Annotated in this window: 17 protein-coding genes and 1 pseudogene; 9 read left to right on the forward strand and 9 right to left on the reverse strand. The window is 61.2% G+C overall.

Annotated features, from left to right (window positions below; translation table 11 throughout):
* Positions 1-17 precede the first annotated feature (17 nt).
* Entirely contained in the window at positions 18-941 is a 924-nt protein-coding gene (locus LJ656_RS09330) for a LysR family transcriptional regulator (protein WP_230508998.1), read from the reverse strand.
* A 99-nt stretch (positions 942-1,040) separates the two neighbouring features.
* Between LJ656_RS09330 and LJ656_RS09335 the strand changes: the two genes are divergently transcribed.
* From LJ656_RS09335 to LJ656_RS09345, 3 genes are read left to right on the forward strand one after another with little or no spacing between them, the layout of a single operon-like run.
* A complete protein-coding gene (locus LJ656_RS09335; RefSeq protein WP_230508999.1) occupies positions 1,041-2,345 on the forward strand; it encodes a CitMHS family transporter in 1,305 nt (434 codons plus the stop codon).
* 25 nt (positions 2,346-2,370) lie between these two features.
* Positions 2,371-3,726, forward strand: a complete 1,356-nt coding sequence (locus tag LJ656_RS09340; RefSeq protein WP_230509000.1) for an acyclic terpene utilization AtuA family protein — start codon at positions 2,371-2,373, stop codon at positions 3,724-3,726.
* Between the two features lies 1 nt (position 3,727).
* Entirely contained in the window at positions 3,728-4,033 is a 306-nt protein-coding gene (locus tag LJ656_RS09345; RefSeq protein WP_230509001.1) for an AtuA-related protein, read from the forward strand.
* 21 nt (positions 4,034-4,054) lie between these two features.
* On the opposite strand, the gene LJ656_RS09350 is transcribed toward LJ656_RS09345, so the two are convergent.
* A complete protein-coding gene (locus LJ656_RS09350; RefSeq protein ID WP_230509002.1) occupies positions 4,055-4,966 on the reverse strand; it encodes a LysR family transcriptional regulator in 912 nt (303 codons plus the stop codon).
* 113 nt (positions 4,967-5,079) lie between these two features.
* On the opposite strand from LJ656_RS09350, the gene LJ656_RS09355 reads away from it, so the two are divergent.
* Entirely contained in the window at positions 5,080-5,910 is an 831-nt protein-coding gene (locus LJ656_RS09355; protein WP_230509003.1) for an SDR family oxidoreductase, read from the forward strand.
* A gap of 26 nt (positions 5,911-5,936) precedes the next feature.
* Here the strand turns inward: LJ656_RS09355 and LJ656_RS09360 are convergent, their stop codons facing one another.
* Complete coding sequence (locus LJ656_RS09360) at positions 5,937-6,854, reverse strand: mechanosensitive ion channel family protein (RefSeq protein ID WP_230509004.1); 918 nt, start codon at positions 6,852-6,854, stop codon at positions 5,937-5,939.
* A 217-nt stretch (positions 6,855-7,071) separates the two neighbouring features.
* Here LJ656_RS09360 and LJ656_RS09365 point away from each other — a divergent pair.
* Both LJ656_RS09365 and LJ656_RS09370 read left to right on the forward strand, forming a co-directional pair.
* A pseudogene (locus LJ656_RS09365) lies at positions 7,072-7,277 on the forward strand (transcriptional regulator CynR); the annotation flags it as partial.
* A 151-nt stretch (positions 7,278-7,428) separates the two neighbouring features.
* Positions 7,429-8,106, forward strand: coding sequence for a hypothetical protein (locus tag LJ656_RS09370; protein WP_230509005.1), 678 nt, complete (start codon positions 7,429-7,431; stop codon positions 8,104-8,106).
* Between the two features lie 550 nt (positions 8,107-8,656).
* Here LJ656_RS09370 and LJ656_RS09375 read toward each other — a convergent pair.
* Positions 8,657-9,310 carry a glutathione S-transferase family protein gene (locus LJ656_RS09375; protein WP_230509006.1) on the reverse strand — a complete coding sequence of 218 codons (654 nt, stop codon included), beginning with the start codon at positions 9,308-9,310 and terminating at the stop codon, positions 8,657-8,659.
* A 185-nt stretch (positions 9,311-9,495) separates the two neighbouring features.
* Here LJ656_RS09375 and LJ656_RS09380 point away from each other — a divergent pair, with 185 nt between their 5' ends.
* Complete coding sequence (locus tag LJ656_RS09380; protein ID WP_230509410.1) at positions 9,496-10,869, forward strand: polyhydroxyalkanoate depolymerase; 1,374 nt, start codon at positions 9,496-9,498, stop codon at positions 10,867-10,869.
* A gap of 205 nt (positions 10,870-11,074) precedes the next feature.
* Here LJ656_RS09380 and LJ656_RS09385 read toward each other — a convergent pair whose 3' ends face one another.
* Positions 11,075-11,803 (reverse strand): NAD(P)-dependent oxidoreductase, encoded by a 729-nt coding sequence (locus LJ656_RS09385; protein ID WP_329958844.1) that lies wholly within the window; start codon positions 11,801-11,803, stop codon positions 11,075-11,077.
* A 3-nt stretch (positions 11,804-11,806) separates the two neighbouring features.
* On the opposite strand from LJ656_RS09385, the gene LJ656_RS09390 reads away from it, so the two are divergent.
* Positions 11,807-12,355: an aspartate carbamoyltransferase gene (locus LJ656_RS09390; protein WP_230509007.1), complete on the forward strand. Its 549-nt coding sequence runs from the start codon at positions 11,807-11,809 to the stop codon at positions 12,353-12,355.
* Positions 12,356-12,479: 124 nt separating this feature from the next.
* The gene (locus LJ656_RS09395) at positions 12,480-12,794 is read left to right on the forward strand and encodes a helicase (RefSeq protein ID WP_230509008.1); all 315 of its coding nucleotides are present in this window, start codon (positions 12,480-12,482) and stop codon (positions 12,792-12,794) included.
* Between the two features lie 76 nt (positions 12,795-12,870).
* Here LJ656_RS09395 and LJ656_RS09400 read toward each other — a convergent pair whose 3' ends face one another.
* The 4 genes from LJ656_RS09400 to LJ656_RS09415 form a co-directional block, all read right to left on the reverse strand.
* The gene (locus LJ656_RS09400) at positions 12,871-13,674 is read right to left on the reverse strand and encodes a hypothetical protein (RefSeq protein WP_230509009.1); all 804 of its coding nucleotides are present in this window, start codon (positions 13,672-13,674) and stop codon (positions 12,871-12,873) included.
* A 143-nt stretch (positions 13,675-13,817) separates the two neighbouring features.
* The gene (locus LJ656_RS09405; RefSeq protein WP_230509010.1) at positions 13,818-14,204 is read right to left on the reverse strand and encodes a nuclear transport factor 2 family protein; all 387 of its coding nucleotides are present in this window, start codon (positions 14,202-14,204) and stop codon (positions 13,818-13,820) included.
* Positions 14,205-14,401: 197 nt separating this feature from the next.
* Positions 14,402-15,532, reverse strand: a complete 1,131-nt coding sequence (locus LJ656_RS09410) for an amidohydrolase family protein (protein WP_230509011.1) — start codon at positions 15,530-15,532, stop codon at positions 14,402-14,404.
* Positions 15,529-16,842, reverse strand: coding sequence for an MFS transporter (locus tag LJ656_RS09415; RefSeq protein ID WP_230509012.1), 1,314 nt, complete (start codon positions 16,840-16,842; stop codon positions 15,529-15,531). Before LJ656_RS09415 ends, LJ656_RS09410 begins: the two co-directional genes overlap by 4 nt.
* Positions 16,843-16,884: the final 42 nt, after the last annotated feature.

The following is a 16,884-nucleotide window of genomic DNA, read 5'->3' on the forward strand; positions in this document are numbered from 1 at the left end:
CGGCAGCCGCTGTTGTATCACGTTGCCGGCGTCGCTTCGATGCGGTCGTCGCCGCCGAGCCGCTCGATCAGCATGCCGACGAAGGTTTCGGTCACCGGCGGCAAGGTCCGGCCGCGCTTGCGGATCAGCGCGATGTGCCGCGTGAACGCCGGTTCGTCGATCGGCCGCGCGACCAGCTCGGGCTCCGCGCGCACCTCGCGCGCCGACGCCGGCAGGATCGTCACGCCGAGCCCGGCGCGCGCCATCGCGACCGCGCTCATCATGTAAGTCGGCTCGCAGGCGATCCGCTGCGCGCACTGCGCGGCGGCGAACGCGCGATCGACCACCGCGCGCACGCTGGTGCCCTGTGCGGTCAGCACCAGTGGTTCGGCGGCGAGATCGACGAGCTTCAACGGCCGGCGCCGCCGCGCGAGCGGATGCTGCTTCGGCAGCACCGCGACCAGCCGGTCGACGCTCATATGCAGCACTTCGAGCCCGCTGTCGTTCAGCTCGCCGCCCGTCAGCCCGATATCGGCCTCCTCGTTGCGCACCAGCGTATTGACCATGCTCGCGACGACATCGCGCACGTCGAAGCCGACCCTCGGCACGCTCTTTCTGAGCTGCTGCACCAGTTCCGGCAGCACGCTCGCCGCGAAGGTGGGCAGACACGCGATTCGCACCGTGCCGCTCGCGCCTTCGCCGAGCGCGCGCGCGTCGAGCAGTACGTGCTCCATGTCGTGCAGCGATTTCTGCAACACCGGCAACAGCTCGCGACCGGTCGGCGTCAGCGCGACGTTGCGGCTGTTGCGATCGAAGAGCCGCAGCCCGACCGTCTCCTCGAGCCGGCGAATCTGCACCGTCAGCGCCGGTTGCGACAGATGCAGCCGGGTGGCGGCGCGCGTGAAGCTGCCCGTTTGCGCGACCGCGATGAACGCGCGGATGTCCCGTAGATTCAGATCCATGATGGCTCGTAATTGCTGCAATCAATTCATTTCAATTGTTTTATCGCTGCGCCGAACTTACGCTCGATCCCACTAAAAAACAACCTTGGAGACAAACACATGCTGCCGTTATTGGGGCTGGCCACCATCGTCGTGCTGCTCGGCGCGATCCTCTCGAAACGGATGTCGCCGCTGGTCGCGCTGATCATCGTGCCGCTCGCGGCGTCGCTGCTCGGCGGCTTCGGTTTGCACACCAGCAAGTTCGTGCTCGACGGGCTGAAGAGTCTCGCGCCGGTCGTCTGCATGTTCGTGTTCGCGATCCTGTACTTCGGCACGATCACCGACGCGGGCACGCTCGATCCGATCATCGACCGCATCCTGAGCGCGGTCGGCACGCGACCGACGCGCATCGTGATGGGCACCACGCTGCTCGCGCTGCTGATTCACCTCGACGGCTCCGGCGCGGTGTGTTTCCTCGTGACGATTCCGGCGATGCTGCCGCTCTACGACCGCCTGAAGATGGATCGGCGGGTGCTGGCCGCGGCGGTATCGATGGCGGCGGGCATCAACTTCCTGCCGTGGACCGGACCGATGATCCGTGCGTCGGCGTCGCTGCATCTGCCGATCTCGGCGCTGTTCAATCCGCTGATTCCGGTGCAGGCGATCGGCCTCGTGTTTGTGTTCTCGATGGCCTACTGGCTCGGCCGGCGCGAAGAAAAGCGCCTCGGTCTGAGCGCGGCGGCCGGCTCGATCCCGATGCCAAAACGCGAACTGACGCCCGAAGAGCAGGCGCTGCGCCGGCCGCGTAATTTCTGGTTCAACATCGTGCTGACGCTGGTCGTGCTCGGCACGATGGTCGTGATGGGCGAGAAGATTCCGCCCGCGATCATGTTCATGGTCGGGCTGTGTATCGCGTTGATGGTCAATTACCCGAACGTCGACATGCAGCGCAAACGGATCGACGCGCATGCGCGCGCCGCGCTGATGATGGCCGGCATCCTGCTCGCGGCCGGCGTGTTTACCGGCGTGATGCAGGGCAGCGGGATGCTGAAGGCGATGGCGCAGGCCGCGGTCGGTTTCGTGCCGCCGGCGATGGCCAGCCATATTCCGGTCGTGCTCGGGCTGCTGTCGATGCCGCTCTCGATGCTGTTCGATCCCGACTCGTTTTACTTCGGGGTCCTGCCTGTGATCGCGGAAGTGGCCGGCCAGCTCGGCGTGCCCGCGGTGCACGTCGGCCAGGCCGCGCTGCTCGGCCAGATGACCACCGGTTTCCCGGTCAGTCCGCTGACGCCCGCCACGTTTCTGGTGGTCGGCCTGTGCGGGATCGATCTGGCCGATCATCAGAAATTCACTTTTCCCTTGCTGTTCGGCGCATCGATCGTGATGACGATTGCCTGCGTCGTGCTCGGGATCTTTCCTCTCTGAGTACCACTGAACGGATTTGACCAGCATGACAGTCACTGATCAACGCGTCGTGCGCATCGGCGCCGGCGCCGGCTATTCGGGCGACCGCATCGAGCCCGCGCTCGAACTGGCCGAGCACGGCCAGCTCGATTACCTCGTGTTCGAATGCCTCGCCGAGCGCACGATCGCGATCGCGCAACAGGCCCGCAGCAAGGACCCGGCGCTCGGCTACGACCCGTTGCTCGAAGCGCGGATGCGCGCTGTGCTGCCGGCGGCGGCGCGCAACGGCGTGCGGATCGTCTCGAACATGGGCGCGGCCAACCCGCTCGCGGCGGCGCGCAAGACCGCTGAGATCGCCCGCGAACTGGGGCTGACCGGGCTGAAGATCGCCGCCGTGAACGGCGACGACGTGCTCGACGTCGTGAGCGCCGGCGAGTTCCAGTTCGTCGAATCGGGTGACGCGGTCGGCGACTATCGCGAGCGGCTGATTTCCGCCAATGCTTATCTGGGTGCCGGCGGAATCGTCGATGCATTGGCGGCCGGCGCGCAGATCGTATTGACCGGGCGCGTTGCCGATCCGTCATTGTTCGTTGCGCCGCTGATCCACGAATTCGGCTGGCGCATGGATGACTGGTCGACGCTTGGGCAGGCTACTGTGATCGGCCATCTGCTCGAGTGTGCGGGGCAGATCACCGGCGGCTATTTCGCAGACCCAGGTATGAAGGACGTGCCGAATCTGGCGCGGCTCGGTTTTCCGATCGCCGAAGTCGCGGGCGACGGTTCGGTCGTGATCACGAAGCTCGCGCAAAGCGGCGGACAGGTGACCGAGGCGACTTGCAAGGAACAGCTGCTGTATGAGATTCACGATCCACGCCGCTATTTGCAGCCGGACGTGGTCGCCGATTTTTCGCAGGTGCGGATCGAACAGCAGGCGCCGGATCGCGTGCGGGTGAGCGGCGGGCAGGGAAGCGAGCGGACCGGGACGCTGAAGGTGTCGGTTGCGTATTTCGATGGCTATATCGGCGAAGGGCAGATCTCGTACGGGGGCCCCGGCGCGGTCGCGCGTGCGCGGCTTGCGCTGGAGATCGTGCGTGAGCGGCTTGCGTTGACCGGTATCGCGACTCGCGAATTGCGCTTCGATCTGATCGGTGTGAATTCGCTGCATGGGGAGACGGCGGCTGTGGGTTATGGCGAGCCGTATGAAGTGCGCGTGCGCGTCGCGGGTCGCACCGCGTCGCTCGACGAAGCGCTGCGGATCGGCAACGAGGTCGAGACGCTGTATACCAACGGACCGGCCGGTGGCGGTGGAGTGACCAAGGCGGCGCGTGAGGTTGTCGCGGTGCAATCGGTGCTGCTGCCGCGCGAGCATGCGGTGCCGGCTTTCTCGTTGGTGGAGGCTTGAGATGAAACTACGTGAGTTCGCGCATTCGCGCACCGGTGATAAAGGCAATACGCTGAATGTTTCGGTGATCTGTTATGACGCGCGCAATTACGAGCGGCTGCGTGCGGCGCTGACGCCGGAGCGGGTGAAAGCGCATTTGCGCGATGTCGTGCGCGGTGACGTGGTGCGCTATGAGTTGCCGACTCTGGCCGCGTTCAATTTTGTGCTGAGCGATGCGCTTGGCGGTGGGGTGACGCGTTCGCTCGCGCTCGATGCGCATGGGAAGTCGGTGAGTTCGGCGTTGATGGATTTTGAAGTGGGGGAGTGAGGGAGGGGGCGCGCGGTAAGCTCACTGAACTGCTGTGCGGGAGTTTTTGACTTCTTTGAGCACGTCTATGAACGCCCGCAGGCCAGCGGGTACGTGGCGATGCCCTGGATAGTACAAACACAGTCCGGGAATGAACGGGCACCAGTCTTCCAGCACCATATGCAGTCGACCATCGTCCAGCCGTTCGCGGGCCGCGGACTCCGGTACGTATGCAAAGCCCAAACCATCGGACGCGGCCTCAACCATGAGTCCGATGCTATCCAGCGTGAGTGCGCCGGGAACGTCGAGCACGATTTCCTGCCCGTGCTTACGGAACTCCCAACGATAGCGCTTGCCGCTCGGTAAGCGCTGGCGAATGCAGTCGTGGCCACGAAGATCGTCGGGCACCTGGGGCGATACTCGCCCCGCAAGATACGACGGCGACGCTACGACGACGAAGCGAAGATCATCACTGACACGCACTGACACCATGTCGCGCGGGACTGACTCCCCGAGCCGTACTCCCGCATCGAAGTCTTTTTCGACGATATCGACGAGCCGTCCTTCCGCGACCAGATCGAGCTCCATGCGGGGGAAGCGCTTCAGATAACGCGGCACCACCGTTCTCAACAACAGCCGGGCCGCACTCTCGTTGGCATTGATCCTGAGCGTGCCGCTCGGACTGCCGCGCGAGTCGGCGACGGCGTCCAGCGCCTCGTCGAGATCGCGCAACACGGGGCCGAGTCGCATGAGCAATGCCTCGCCAGCTTCCGTCGGCGCTACGCTGCGTGTCGTGCGATTGAGCAGGCGCACGCCCAGTTCGCGCTCCAATGCAAGCATGGCGTGACTCAGCGAAGAGCGTGAAACGCCGAGCGCATCAGCGGCACGGCGGAAACTCCGATGCGCTGCGACTGCAGAAAACGCAGTGAGATCGGCAAGTGTCGGCTTGGTCATTGGTGCGGAATTTTCACGGGGTCATACGCACTATAGCGCCTTCTACGACCAATGACGGGCACCTAAACTTGTCGGGAAGCAGTGACATTGACTTACGTAAAGGAGAGAAACATATGACGAAGACGTGGTTCATCACCGGTACGTCATCGGGCCTCGGTCGATTGCTCGCCGAACGTCTGCTGCAACGCGGCGATCGGGTCGTTGCAACATTGCGGCGCGACGGCCCGCTGGTTGATTTGCAAAAACAGTTCGGCGACCGGCTGCATGTACTGAAGCTCGATGTCACTGACTTTCGCGCGGTGCGCGCGAATATCGCCGCCGCTTTCGAAGCGATGGGCCGTATCGACGTGCTCGTGAACAACGCGGGCTACGGGTTATTCGGCGCGGCCGAAGAGCTGACCGATGATCAGATCGACCGGCAGATCGCGACCAATCTAACAGGCTCGATTCAGCTCATTCGAGCCTGCCTGCCGCATTTTCGTCAGCAAGGAGGCGGTCGCGTACTCCAGCTTTCCTCCACGGGCGGGCAAGTCGCGTATCCCAATTTCAGCGTCTATCATGCGACGAAGTGGGGAATTGAGGGTTTTGTCGAAGCGGTGGCTCAAGAGACAGCCGGCTTCGGTATTGATTTCATCCTTGCCGAACCGGGGCCGACTGCGACCAACTTCGGTACCAATCTGGATCGCGCGAGCGCCATGCCGGAGTATGACGCTACGCCATCCGGCGAGATGCGCCGTGCGTTTGCAAACGGCGGCAGTTTCGCAAAACGAGATGACGCGGGAGATATCGTCGCGCAGATGATTGCCGCGGCCGATAGCGAGCATCCTCCGCTACGGCTGGTACTAGGCGATCTGTCATACCAGCATATCGAACACACCCTTGCGGCGAGGCTCGATTCGGTTCGTGCTCAAAGGGCTCCGGCAGCAAGCCAGAACGATGCTTAACAATCCGCAGGATCGAAGAACCGGCGTTATAGCCCCTGCTCCGGTTTCCTGATCGCGGATGGCTCTCCCTGACCGGCGACTGTACCGGTTGCCGTCGCAGCCGTCGCGCTCGACACGATGTGCAATTCGCGCGTGCGCAACGGCAGCGAATAGTGCGCGTCGGTCAGTGTTTGACGCACTTGGCGCGCGAGCTCCCAGCGCATGTTCCAGAACATGTCCGTGTTCGACCAGACGCGGATATTCAGCACCACCGTGCTGTCGTCGAAGCGGATGACCATCACCTGCGGCGCGGGATCGCGGAGCGCACGCGGGTCGGCCGCGGCGAGGGTACGCAGCACCTCGATCGCGCGATCCACATCGTCGCCGATAGAGATCTCCACTTCGAGGTCGAGCCGGCGCATCGGATTACGGCTGAAGTTGCGGATCGAATTGCTCCACAACGCACTGTTCGGCACGTATTCGCAGATGCCGTCGGGTTTGGTGAGGCGCGTCGTGAACAGATTGACTTCGACGACCGTGCCCGCAACACTGCCGGCTCCGCCCTCGATGTAGTCGCCCACCTTGAACGGCCGCAGCACCAGCAACATGATGCCGGCCGCAATGTTCTGCATCGTGCCCTGCAGCGCGAGACCAATCGCAAGACCGGCGGCGCCGAGCACGGCAATGATGCTGGCCGTCTGGATGCCTAACTGCGACAGCGCGCCCACGATCGCGACAGTGCGGATGCTCCACAGACCGATGTCGCAGAGGATCGGTCGTAGCGTGGCGTCCATCCGTGATTGACGCGAGAGGAGCCGGCTCAGCGACAACGAAGCGCGGCGCGCGATCCACCATCCGACCACCAGTATCGCCGCAGCGGCGCACAGACGAATGGAGAACGCGGTAAGCGTATCCAGCAGGAAGGCCCACCTGTCCGGACTGATTTCGACGAGAAGATTCTCCATTTGTCTTGATGATCCCTTTAGTGGACAGCGAGTAAATTGCCGCGCGAGAGCATCGACGATATATGTGGACGAACCCGATTGGCTTCCGGGAATTTAACCAGATAACTGCCATTTTGGGTGTGTTCGGCGTCCCATATGAGCCCTTGCATCCTGCGCAATTCCTTCGGCCACCGGCTACGGCTAAGCGACGGGAGTAGCGAAAACACAAGCCGGCCTTGAGATACGGCAACTGGAAGACACGCTGCGCACTCAGCTGCCAGACCGTTCGTGGCGGAACGTGCGACTCGCGGATGCCGGTGCGGCGTGGATGCGCTATGTGAAGCTCGCGCTACAGGAGCTGGATGCGGGCGTGCGGCGATACATGATGTCGGCGCACTGAGCCGCGGCGATCTGCGCGTTGCCGTAGTTCCGGTGACTACGTCAGCGGCACACTCAAGTTTTTCTCTCCACTGTCGTTTACATGGCATGTAATTTGGAAATGAGTCACGCGGTGTTATCGACGCCGACGATTCCCTCATCGGGAAAACTCGAATTCTGGCCCAAACTTTGACCACTACTTCCACTCCGATCTGTAATGAAAAAGTACATATCAATTTTCGCCATCGTAGGCACGCTGTTGACTTCTGGTTGTGCGACCGTTTCTACAATGTCACCGACGACGACAACGAGTTCCGTTGATACGACGAAGAACTCGTATGCCCTGATGACGGTGACACTAAAGAATGCGTACCACACGAGCTATCAGCCGAGCCCCATCGTGGTGAATATGGAACGCGGAGCAGCAGACAGTCGCGAAGACCGGTTGAATTTCAAGTTTGACGATCAGGCAACAACGACGGGCGACTCCGGTAACCACTATTTCATTCGACTTCCGCTGGCTCCGGGAAAGTATGTGATGCGGGGAATTACCGGTCAAAGTGGCATATTCCCGTTCCACGGCATGTTCTTCACACCGCTTCACGAGGTCGTCGAAATCAAACCGAATTCCATCGTGTACCTTGGACACATTGATGCCACGGTCGTCGAACGCAAAGACGGCGAGTTGCGTGCTGGACCAGTCATTCCGCTAATCGACCAGGCGGCAACTGGCTTCAGCGGCGGGACGTGGGACATAAGTGTGTCAGACCAGTTCGACAACGACGTTACGGCGTTCAAAAAAGACTTCCCTGCGCTGAGCAATGCGTCGATCGAACGTGACGTGCTTCCCGCTTGGGATAAGCAGAAAGCGACCGAATGGTGGACGAGCCACTGACCTTGATGTCGCAGCGTCCTGTGCGCCCTGGAATTCCGTAATCGCGCGCAGTTTGACTATTGATACCTCGCCAGTATCGAGTGCGACGCCGTTGATACGCCGACTTTGGCGCGTCAACGGCCCCGTACCCAGACTACGCTGTGAGCCGTAGGATAGTCGCCAATCCGAACCGTTTGATCGACCGGCCGCTGCTGGCCCGACTAGCGCCCGACGACTGAGCGCGATTATCGCCTCGGGCACGGTCGTTATAAAAAGGCATAAAACGACCGCGGAGCGGACGTACGGCATGACCGAAAGCGGCGCTATTCGACAAGATACCGGCCCCGTTCCACCACATGGCCGCTGCGTCTGTGAAACCGGCCGTTCGCGTGCCGCTGACGGGGTTGGCTGAAACGGGTCTGGTTACGCCTTGCATCGAGCGCCTCCCGGGGACCGTGCTCGCAAACTGCACGTCGATGTTCGGCCGTCGAGGTCATCGATGCATCAACGAGCGACGGCGAGGCCGTCGCCCAAAGCGCGGGGTTTTGAGCGGTTGACGCTCACGGCCGTTTCAGAACTCGACATCCAGCTCGTCGATTTCTTCGGCTTCCTGTTGCGCATCGGCGATCCAGCGGCGCATCTCCGGCATCGCGAGAATGCGCTCGCCATACGCGACGATATCGGCGTCGAGTTTCACGTCGTAGGTGACGAAGCGGGTGACGACCGGCGCGAACATCGCGTCCGCGCAGGTTCGTTCGCCGAACAGATAGGGTCCGCCATACTGCGCGAGGCATTGATGCCAGATCGTCACGATCCTTTCAATGTCGGTCTGCGCGCGCGCCCATACCTTGAAGCCGGGAAAGTGCGCTTTCAGGTTCATCGGCAGGGCGGAGCGCAATGCGGCAAAGCCCGAATGCATTTCGCCGCAGATCGCGCGGCAGTGCGCCCGCTCGGCGCGCTCCTTCGGCAAGAGACCGGCATCGGGGCACACTTCGTTCAGATATTCCGCGATGGCGAGCGTGTCCCAGACCTTAATGCCATCGTGAAAGAGACACGGTACGAGAATCGACGGCGACAGCAGAAGCAGTTCGGCGCGCGCGCCGGGATCGTCTGCGGGCATCAGGACTTCCTCGAATGGCAGTCCACTGAACTTCGTCAGCAACCAGCCGCGCAGCGACCACGACGAATAGTTCTTGCTGCTGATGGTGAGCGTGGCGTTCGCCATGAGTGTTCCTCGCGCGTCGTGCACCAAGATGGATCGAGCGCGGTGCGCGCAAGCACCGAAGCGCGGCAAAACGCGCTCGTGGATGGGATCGGTGCAAAGCCTATGCCAACCGCACGACCAACCGCACGACCGCGCGATGGTCATAGGTACATCGAATGGCATGGCTATTGCGTTCCGTTGCGACCATGAATCCGTACACCTACGCGGGCTACCAGCTCTGGTCCGATGCCATGCTGCCCATGCGCCACGCCGCCTCGCTCGTCGAAGCCGCGCTGCGCGGATGGAAGGAGATGGGCGAGACGCCGCAAGGCCGCGGTCTTGGCGCATTCTGTGAACAGATGGCGCTAGGAGGGCTCACACACGTGCGGCCACCGTTCGGTATCGCGCCGGTGGTAGTCGAAGGCAAAACGATGCGCGTCGTGGAGGAGGTCACGGCTTCGACGCCATTCTGCGATCTGCTCCATTTCCGCAAGCACGATGCGTCCGGCTTGCAGCCGCGCGTGCTCGTCATCGCACCAATGTCCGGCCATTTCGCGACGCTCCTGCGCGGCACCGTGCAGACGATGCTCGCCGATCACGACGTCTATATCACCGACTGGCGCAATCCGCGCGATGTCTCGCTGATGCATGGCCGCTTCGGCTTCGACGAATACGTGCAGCACATCATCGATTTCATCGGGACGATAGGGCCGGGCGCGCATCTGCTCGCCGTGTGCCAGCCGACGGTCGCTGCGCTCGCGGCGGTTGCGCTGATGGCCGAGGACCGGCATCCCGCCGAGCCGGCGAGCATGACCCTGATGGCCGGTCCCATCGATACACGCGTGAATCCGACCCGCGTGAACGAGCTCGCGAAAAGCAAGCCGATCGACTGGTTCGAGCGCAACCTGATCAGCATCGTGCCGTTCGGCTTTGCGGGCGCGATGCGGCGCGTCTATCCCGGCTTCATGCAACTGGGCGCGTTCATGTCGATGAATCTTGCGCGGCACATTGAATCGTTCGAGGAGATGCATCATCAGCGCGCGAAGGGCGAACCTGCGAAGGCCGACGCAATCCGCGTTTTCTACGAGGAATACTTCGCGACGATGGATCTCAGCGCGGAGTTCTATCTGGAGACCGTCGATACCGTGTTTCAGCGGCACGCGCTGCCGTTGAAACAACTCGAAGTACGCGGCCGCCAGGTCGATCCGTCGGCGATCCGGCGCACGGCGCTTTTTACCGTCGAGGGCGAGCGCGACGATATCTGCGCCGTCGGGCAGACGCTCGCGGCGCAGGATTTGTGCGACAGGCTGCGACCGTATCTGAAGGCGCATCACGTTCAGACGGGCGTCGGGCATTACGGCGTATTCAACGGCAAGCGCTGGGAACGGCATATTTATCCGCGTATTCGCGCGTTGATTCACGACAACGAGCCGAGTCCGGCCGGCGTGAACGCGCGCACGCAGCCGATGGTGCCCTTGCACGCGATCGCTCCGCTCGCACGCGAATCGTCGGTCGCCGACGATCAGGCGCAGACGGCGAACGAGGGCGATGACAAACAGGCGATCGACGATCTCGAATAACGCTGGTCGGTAGCGGCAGAACGATGCGTGGTTGCGCACCGCCGTCTTCGCGCGCAATTCGATCGTGCCGCCTTCAGCTGTCGCTCGATAAACGGACATTAAGCCGCGGATTTTTTTGGGTACAGCATCGACTTGCAGCACAGCCGTAGCAAAGGTGGCACTCAGGAAGCTGAAAAAATGAGTTGGCTTGCCCGAGATGATCGATCTATTGGACCGGAGTCAGCGCGCAACTACCATCGAGTACGCGATGAATGTTGTCCAGTGCAAGACGGAGCATGGTATGCCTGGTTTCCTCGGTCGCAGAGCCGGCGTGTGGGGTAAGGACCACGTTGCTGAACGTGGCCAGCCTGGATCCGATCAGTGGTTCTTTCTCGAAAACATCCAACGCGGCGCCACGGATCAAGCCGTTTTCCAGTGCATCGATGAGGGCCGCTTCATCGACTACTGTGCCGCGCGAAACATTTACCAGGAAGCCGCTGGAACCGAGTACGGACAGGACTGCGCCGTCGATGAGATGGCGAGTCCTGTCGCCACCGGGACAGCACACGATCAAGATGTCAGCGAAAGCCGCAAGCTGCTGCACGTCACTGAACATTACGTATGGCACGCCCTCGACCTTCGAGCCGCCATAGGCGATCTCCACGTCGAAGCCAGTCAGACGACGTGCGATACCTTGGCCGATGCGACCGAGGCCCACGATGCCAATCCTTTTGCCAGCCAGGCTCGACGTCAACGGAAAGAGCTCATGAGCCCATGCATCGTCCCTGACAAACCGGTCTGCTGACGGAATACGCCGTAGAAGGGACAGCAGCAGTCCGAGCTTTCTCGCTAGACGGTTCCGTCCGGCTCGTGCTGCTTGCGGTATGCGTCGTCCAACGTTCAAAAGCGTGGTATGAATGCGGCTGTCGAATGCAAACGCTTTTGACTGGAGCAATATATGAAACCGCCATCAGCCACCGTCATCATTGCGTCGGCTTGCATCCTGCTCGGAACCACGATTGTGCATCCGGCTGCGATCGCCGGTAATGAAGCACGCCAGAAGCAGGTGGTGCAGCAGGGTACAGAAGTGATGCCGTTCTCTATCGCAGCCACCACGCACATCTTCACGAAAACGGCAAATGGCGGCATTCAGCAGGTCGTCACGAAGCACCCCGCCCCAGAGCAGGTCGCCATGATTCGCGAGCACCTGACCACGATCGCGAAGCAGTTCTCCGCTGGCAATTTCGCGGCTCCAGAAAAGATCCACGGTGAAAACATGCCGGGTTTGGCGGCGCTGCGGACTGCGAAACCGGGCGAACTGGAAATCCGCTATCGCGATTTGCCCAATGGCGGTGAGATTGAGTACCGTACGCACGAGCCTCGCCTCGTAACCGCGCTGCATGAATGGTTCGACGCCCAATTGTCCGATCACGGCCATGATGCGATGGCCGGACACGATCCGGGCATGATGCATCATCATTCGATGGATGCTCCGACTGCAAACTAGCTCGCGCGGGTGCGGACCTTCGGATGGCGGGCCGATTGTTCGTCTGCTATCGAGTGCGGATTCAACTAGAGCTTCCGTCTCTACGCCCACTGTTAAACTCGCGACTTTATCCTGGGAGCGGCAAATGTCTTGGTTCATCTATGAAGTGCCCGAATACCATGAAGATGGCGCGCGCATCGAACCCTTCAGCGACCTGCGTAGCCGCGTCCTGAAACTAAGTGGACAGGCAATGGTTGACGAACTGGAAAGCGTCCGCGAGAACGCCGCGACGACTGCGGACACGCCCACGCGCCCGCTGCGCGTTGCCGAAAATCCTCACGTATTCCCGATTCCCTATGCCGACTCGATGATCCTGGTCGGGTTCATCTTCGAACTGAAACGCGAGTCCCGACAACTGGTGGTCTCACCCGTGGAAATGCCTTGGCTAAAGGACGCGTAAGAACCAGGGCCGATCGCGCTTGTGCCGAACACGCCTGATACGACCCCTTCGACCATGCGCTCTTCGCCTACCTCAGTCAGCGTTTCGCATCCTCTGCCTTAGCGCTCGCAGCCGACGCAAAGCGACCTTGTAAAGCGACGAGTTGGTCGTCGGTGGTCGCTACCAGCCACAAACTTGCATGCTCCGCCATTTGCCGGTTGTGGTCCTTCAACGGGCCCATTGCGCTCGCCGCCCTCCAGACTACCGGGCCGACCCGGCTGCTCCTGCCAGACGGTGCGCCTACCAGCAGGCAGTAAGGTCCAAGCGGAAGTGACACGAACGGTAGTGCCGGACTCACGCGCATGCGCCAGTCGATAAAGGGCGTCTCGCTAATAAGCAGCGGCGTGGGCAAGCCGTATAGCACACTGAAATCGTACAGTGCCAGTTGCTCGCGCATGCCCGCATAAATCCGCCGGATATCCGTGGCTACAGCCGCGCGGATTTCATCCTCGAACATGGGCTCCTGCTCATAGCGCGCAAATGCATCCCGGACATCCGACTGATACGCGCTGAACAGCCCGAGCTCCACACAGTCCTGCACTGCGCGCTGGACCTGCGCCACGGAGCCGGCCTCTTCTGGCTTACCCAACTGCGCTGCCCGCAAGAACCGGGCAAGTCCCGCCTCCTGGATCGCCGGGCCATCCGCCGACGCATTGACGCCAGCGTTCGTATCGAGCGGCACGTAGACATATTTTTCCGCAGCGAAGCGCGATTTCTTGCCTTCATCGAACTTGATCTCGCCATCGATGCAGTCCAGATAGCGCGTGCCGACTCGTCCATGCTCCCAAATCCAATTCTTCAGGAGCGGCCGTAATGGATGCAACGTCTCGTGGTCAGCCATTGAAACTCCCAACCGTTTTGCAGAGCCTTCTCGCCGTCTTGTTCTCCAACGTTTCCGCAAGAATTCGCTGGACTGCGAATTCGAGGAAGGCAAATTCCAGCGAGGCGACAGGTAAGCGATTGGGCTTATCTCGCTGCAATGCGTTATCCCCCGATCTGCTGAACCCATTGACTCCGCCAAGCCGGTGCTTCAAATGGATCCGAAAAATACTGGGTTTCGTGAACGACCTTGCCGTTGCAGAACTCCATAATGCTTACCGTGTAAGCCGCTCGCCCTTGATAGGTGATGGAGTATTCCGTGATCCATAGACTACCTTCTCCTAGAATTCGCCGGACATCGAAACCTGCAGGCTTGCCTGGATGATGACTCCGGAGTGCCTGCAAATTCATTCGCCCGAGGATTCGCTCTCCTGACTGGGGATAGTCACAGATGGCATCGTCATCGTAAATATCGTGTCCTGCATCGAGATCGCCGGCCGCCGACGCTTGCCAGTGCGCATTCAGGGCTTCACGTATGTTCTCTTCCTGCATGGAGTACCTCCGGATGAGTCGAGCGTAACCGGAAGCCCTACATTCCCGCCAACGCTTCCGGACAATCTGTCGTCGGCAACCGCCAGGTGACCTACGATCGCCGTATGTAAGCCTTTAACGCCGCGGCGATTGCCGCGAACGTCGCGGCACAGCGGTCATTCCAGGCTTACCGCCTGCCGCCGCTCCACCCGGCGCGCTCAAGTGAGGCGATAAACCTTACGCGCGGTTCCCCGGAACAAAGCCTCGCGTTCGCCAGCGCTAGCGTGCGCAGTCAACTTTTTGAAGGCGTTCCAACCGTTGCTGAATGGATAGGAACCCTTGTCAACCGGGAAGTTGCTCTCGAACATGCAGCGCTCGGCCCCGAACGCTTCGATACATGTATGCATCCAGGGCTTCCAGGCTTGCACCAGTTCATCGGAGGACGGCGGACGTTCACCCTTTTCAAACTCGAAGCCATTGATACGCATGCCGAGGCCACCCACCTTCACATAAACATTCGGCAACTGGGCGAGCGCGCGCATCGAACGGGACCAGGCATCAAACACTTCCGCGCGCTGATTTGCATAGCTGGCAATCCGGACCACGCCCCCGCAATGATTGATGATGAAAGGTGTATCAGGATAGGCCTTCGCCAGATCGAACAGTTCCGGCAACTGCGGAAAGAATAGCCATGCGTCGTACGACAGGCCCAGCGAAGCCAGTTGAGCGACGCCTGCCCGGTAGTCGGGGTCGAGCAGCAACCCTCGGGGCGCCGCCGATAATGGATTGACGAGTGTCTGGTCAGCATCCCAGGTAACGAGATGTCGAACCCCACGGAACCGACCATCGCCGGCATGCAGTTCTGCTTCGAGAACATCGCGAACCGCCGCTCCCCTGCGAAGATCCGCATAGCCGACCATGCCCTTCGCAACCTGCGGCTTGCTTCCTTGCAAAGGCGCCGTGACGCCGGCAACATACTCGATTTCTCCGACCGGGCGCAGAGACTCGGGACCAGACGGGCGATATCGTGTCAGCGCCTGCATGAACACCGACGCGGTGATGTTATGGCCCGATTGCGCGTCCTGAAGATACTCGTCGAGAAGATAGGTCCAGCCCGGACGATCGTAAAAGTGATGATGCGCGTCGACGATCGGCAGGTCGGGTTCGAGCGCCGCTTCGGTGCCGGAAGCGAGCCAGTCAGCCCGAACCGAGAGATAGTTGCTGGTTGTACTCACGGAATGCGTTTCCTCTTTTGCAAATGCCTGACGCAGAGTGACGGCGGGGAAAATCAATGATGCTGCGGTAGCGCCAATCAGCCGCCGGCGCCGCGGCGAAGTGAGTTTGTTCATTCCTGTTCCCCGCTGCCAAAGGCATAAAGCGACAAGGTCAGCAAAGTGGTGATGCCGAGCACAATCGAAAGACCAATCATGCCGGCCGAAAACGTGCCGAAACTGTCCTTCAGATATCCCACCAGGTACGGCCCCGCAAATCCCCCAAGCGCACCAATTGAATTGATGAAAGCGAGACCACCGGCAGCCGCCTGTCCGGAAAGGAACCGGGCCGGGAGCGTGTAGAAGATCGTGCGACCCGCAATCGTGCCGATCAGCGCCAGCGTGATGCCGGTCATGGCCGGGACCAGGTGATGGAAATACGTCGAAACACCCAGCGCGATCGCACCAATCAAAAGCCCTGCGGCGAGATTTGCGATCGGACCGCCGCGACGATCGACTCGCTTTGCCCACCACAGCAACGCGATCGTGGCAAAGAAGTAAGGCACGGCCGACATCCAGCCGGTCTGCGTCACGCTCATTCCGTGAGCCCTCAGCATCTGAGGCAGCCAGATACCGATGCCGTAAGAGCCCATCGTGAAGCCGAAGGAGATCATCGCAAGGATGTAAGTGCGAACGTCCTTCAACGCCGCGACAAAGTTTTTCTTCTTCTGACTGGACGCGCCTTCCCGATCGAACGCGCCTTGAAGAGCTTGCCGTTCTTCCGGGAACAACCACTTCGCATCGGCGGGTTTATCCGCCAACAGTTTCAGCACCAGAAAACCGAGGACGCAGGCGGGCAGTCCTTGAACGATGAACATCCACCGCCAGCCCGCCAGTCCCAGCACTCCGTCCATATGGAGCAGTCCCGCCGACAACGGACCACCGACGAGCGACGACAGCGGCGTGGAGACCGTGAACCATGCGAGCACGCGAGTGCGATAGCTAGCCGGAAACCAGACGGCGAGAAAAAAGATCACGCCCGGAAAGAAGCCGGCCTCACCGATACCGAGCAGCAGCCGGATCACGTAGAAGCTCTTCGGCCCGACGGCGAGCGCCGTTGCCGCTGCGAAAAAGCCCCAGGTGATCATGATGCGGGCAAGCCAGCGGCGCGCGCCGAAGCGGTATAGCGCCAGGTTGCTCGGGACCTCGAACACACAGTACCCGGCGAACATGATGCCCGCACCCCAGCCGAACTGGGTGGCGGTCAATCCTAGATCGTGATTCATCGTCAGCGCCGCGAAACCGACGCTCGTGCGATCAAGGTAGTTGAAGAAGTACGCAAGCGCGAGCAGCGGAATGAAACGCCACGCGGCTTTTCTGACCGCGGATTGCTCGACGGTGGAACCCGCCGTGCTGCCTGTCGCGATGTTCGATGAAATGGATGTCATGTCTCGTCTCCAGACGAATCAGGGCGCGCAGAAGGCTCAGTG

Source organism: Paraburkholderia sejongensis (assembly GCF_020880815.1).
Classification (GTDB): Bacteria; Pseudomonadota; Gammaproteobacteria; order Burkholderiales; family Burkholderiaceae; genus Paraburkholderia; species Paraburkholderia sejongensis.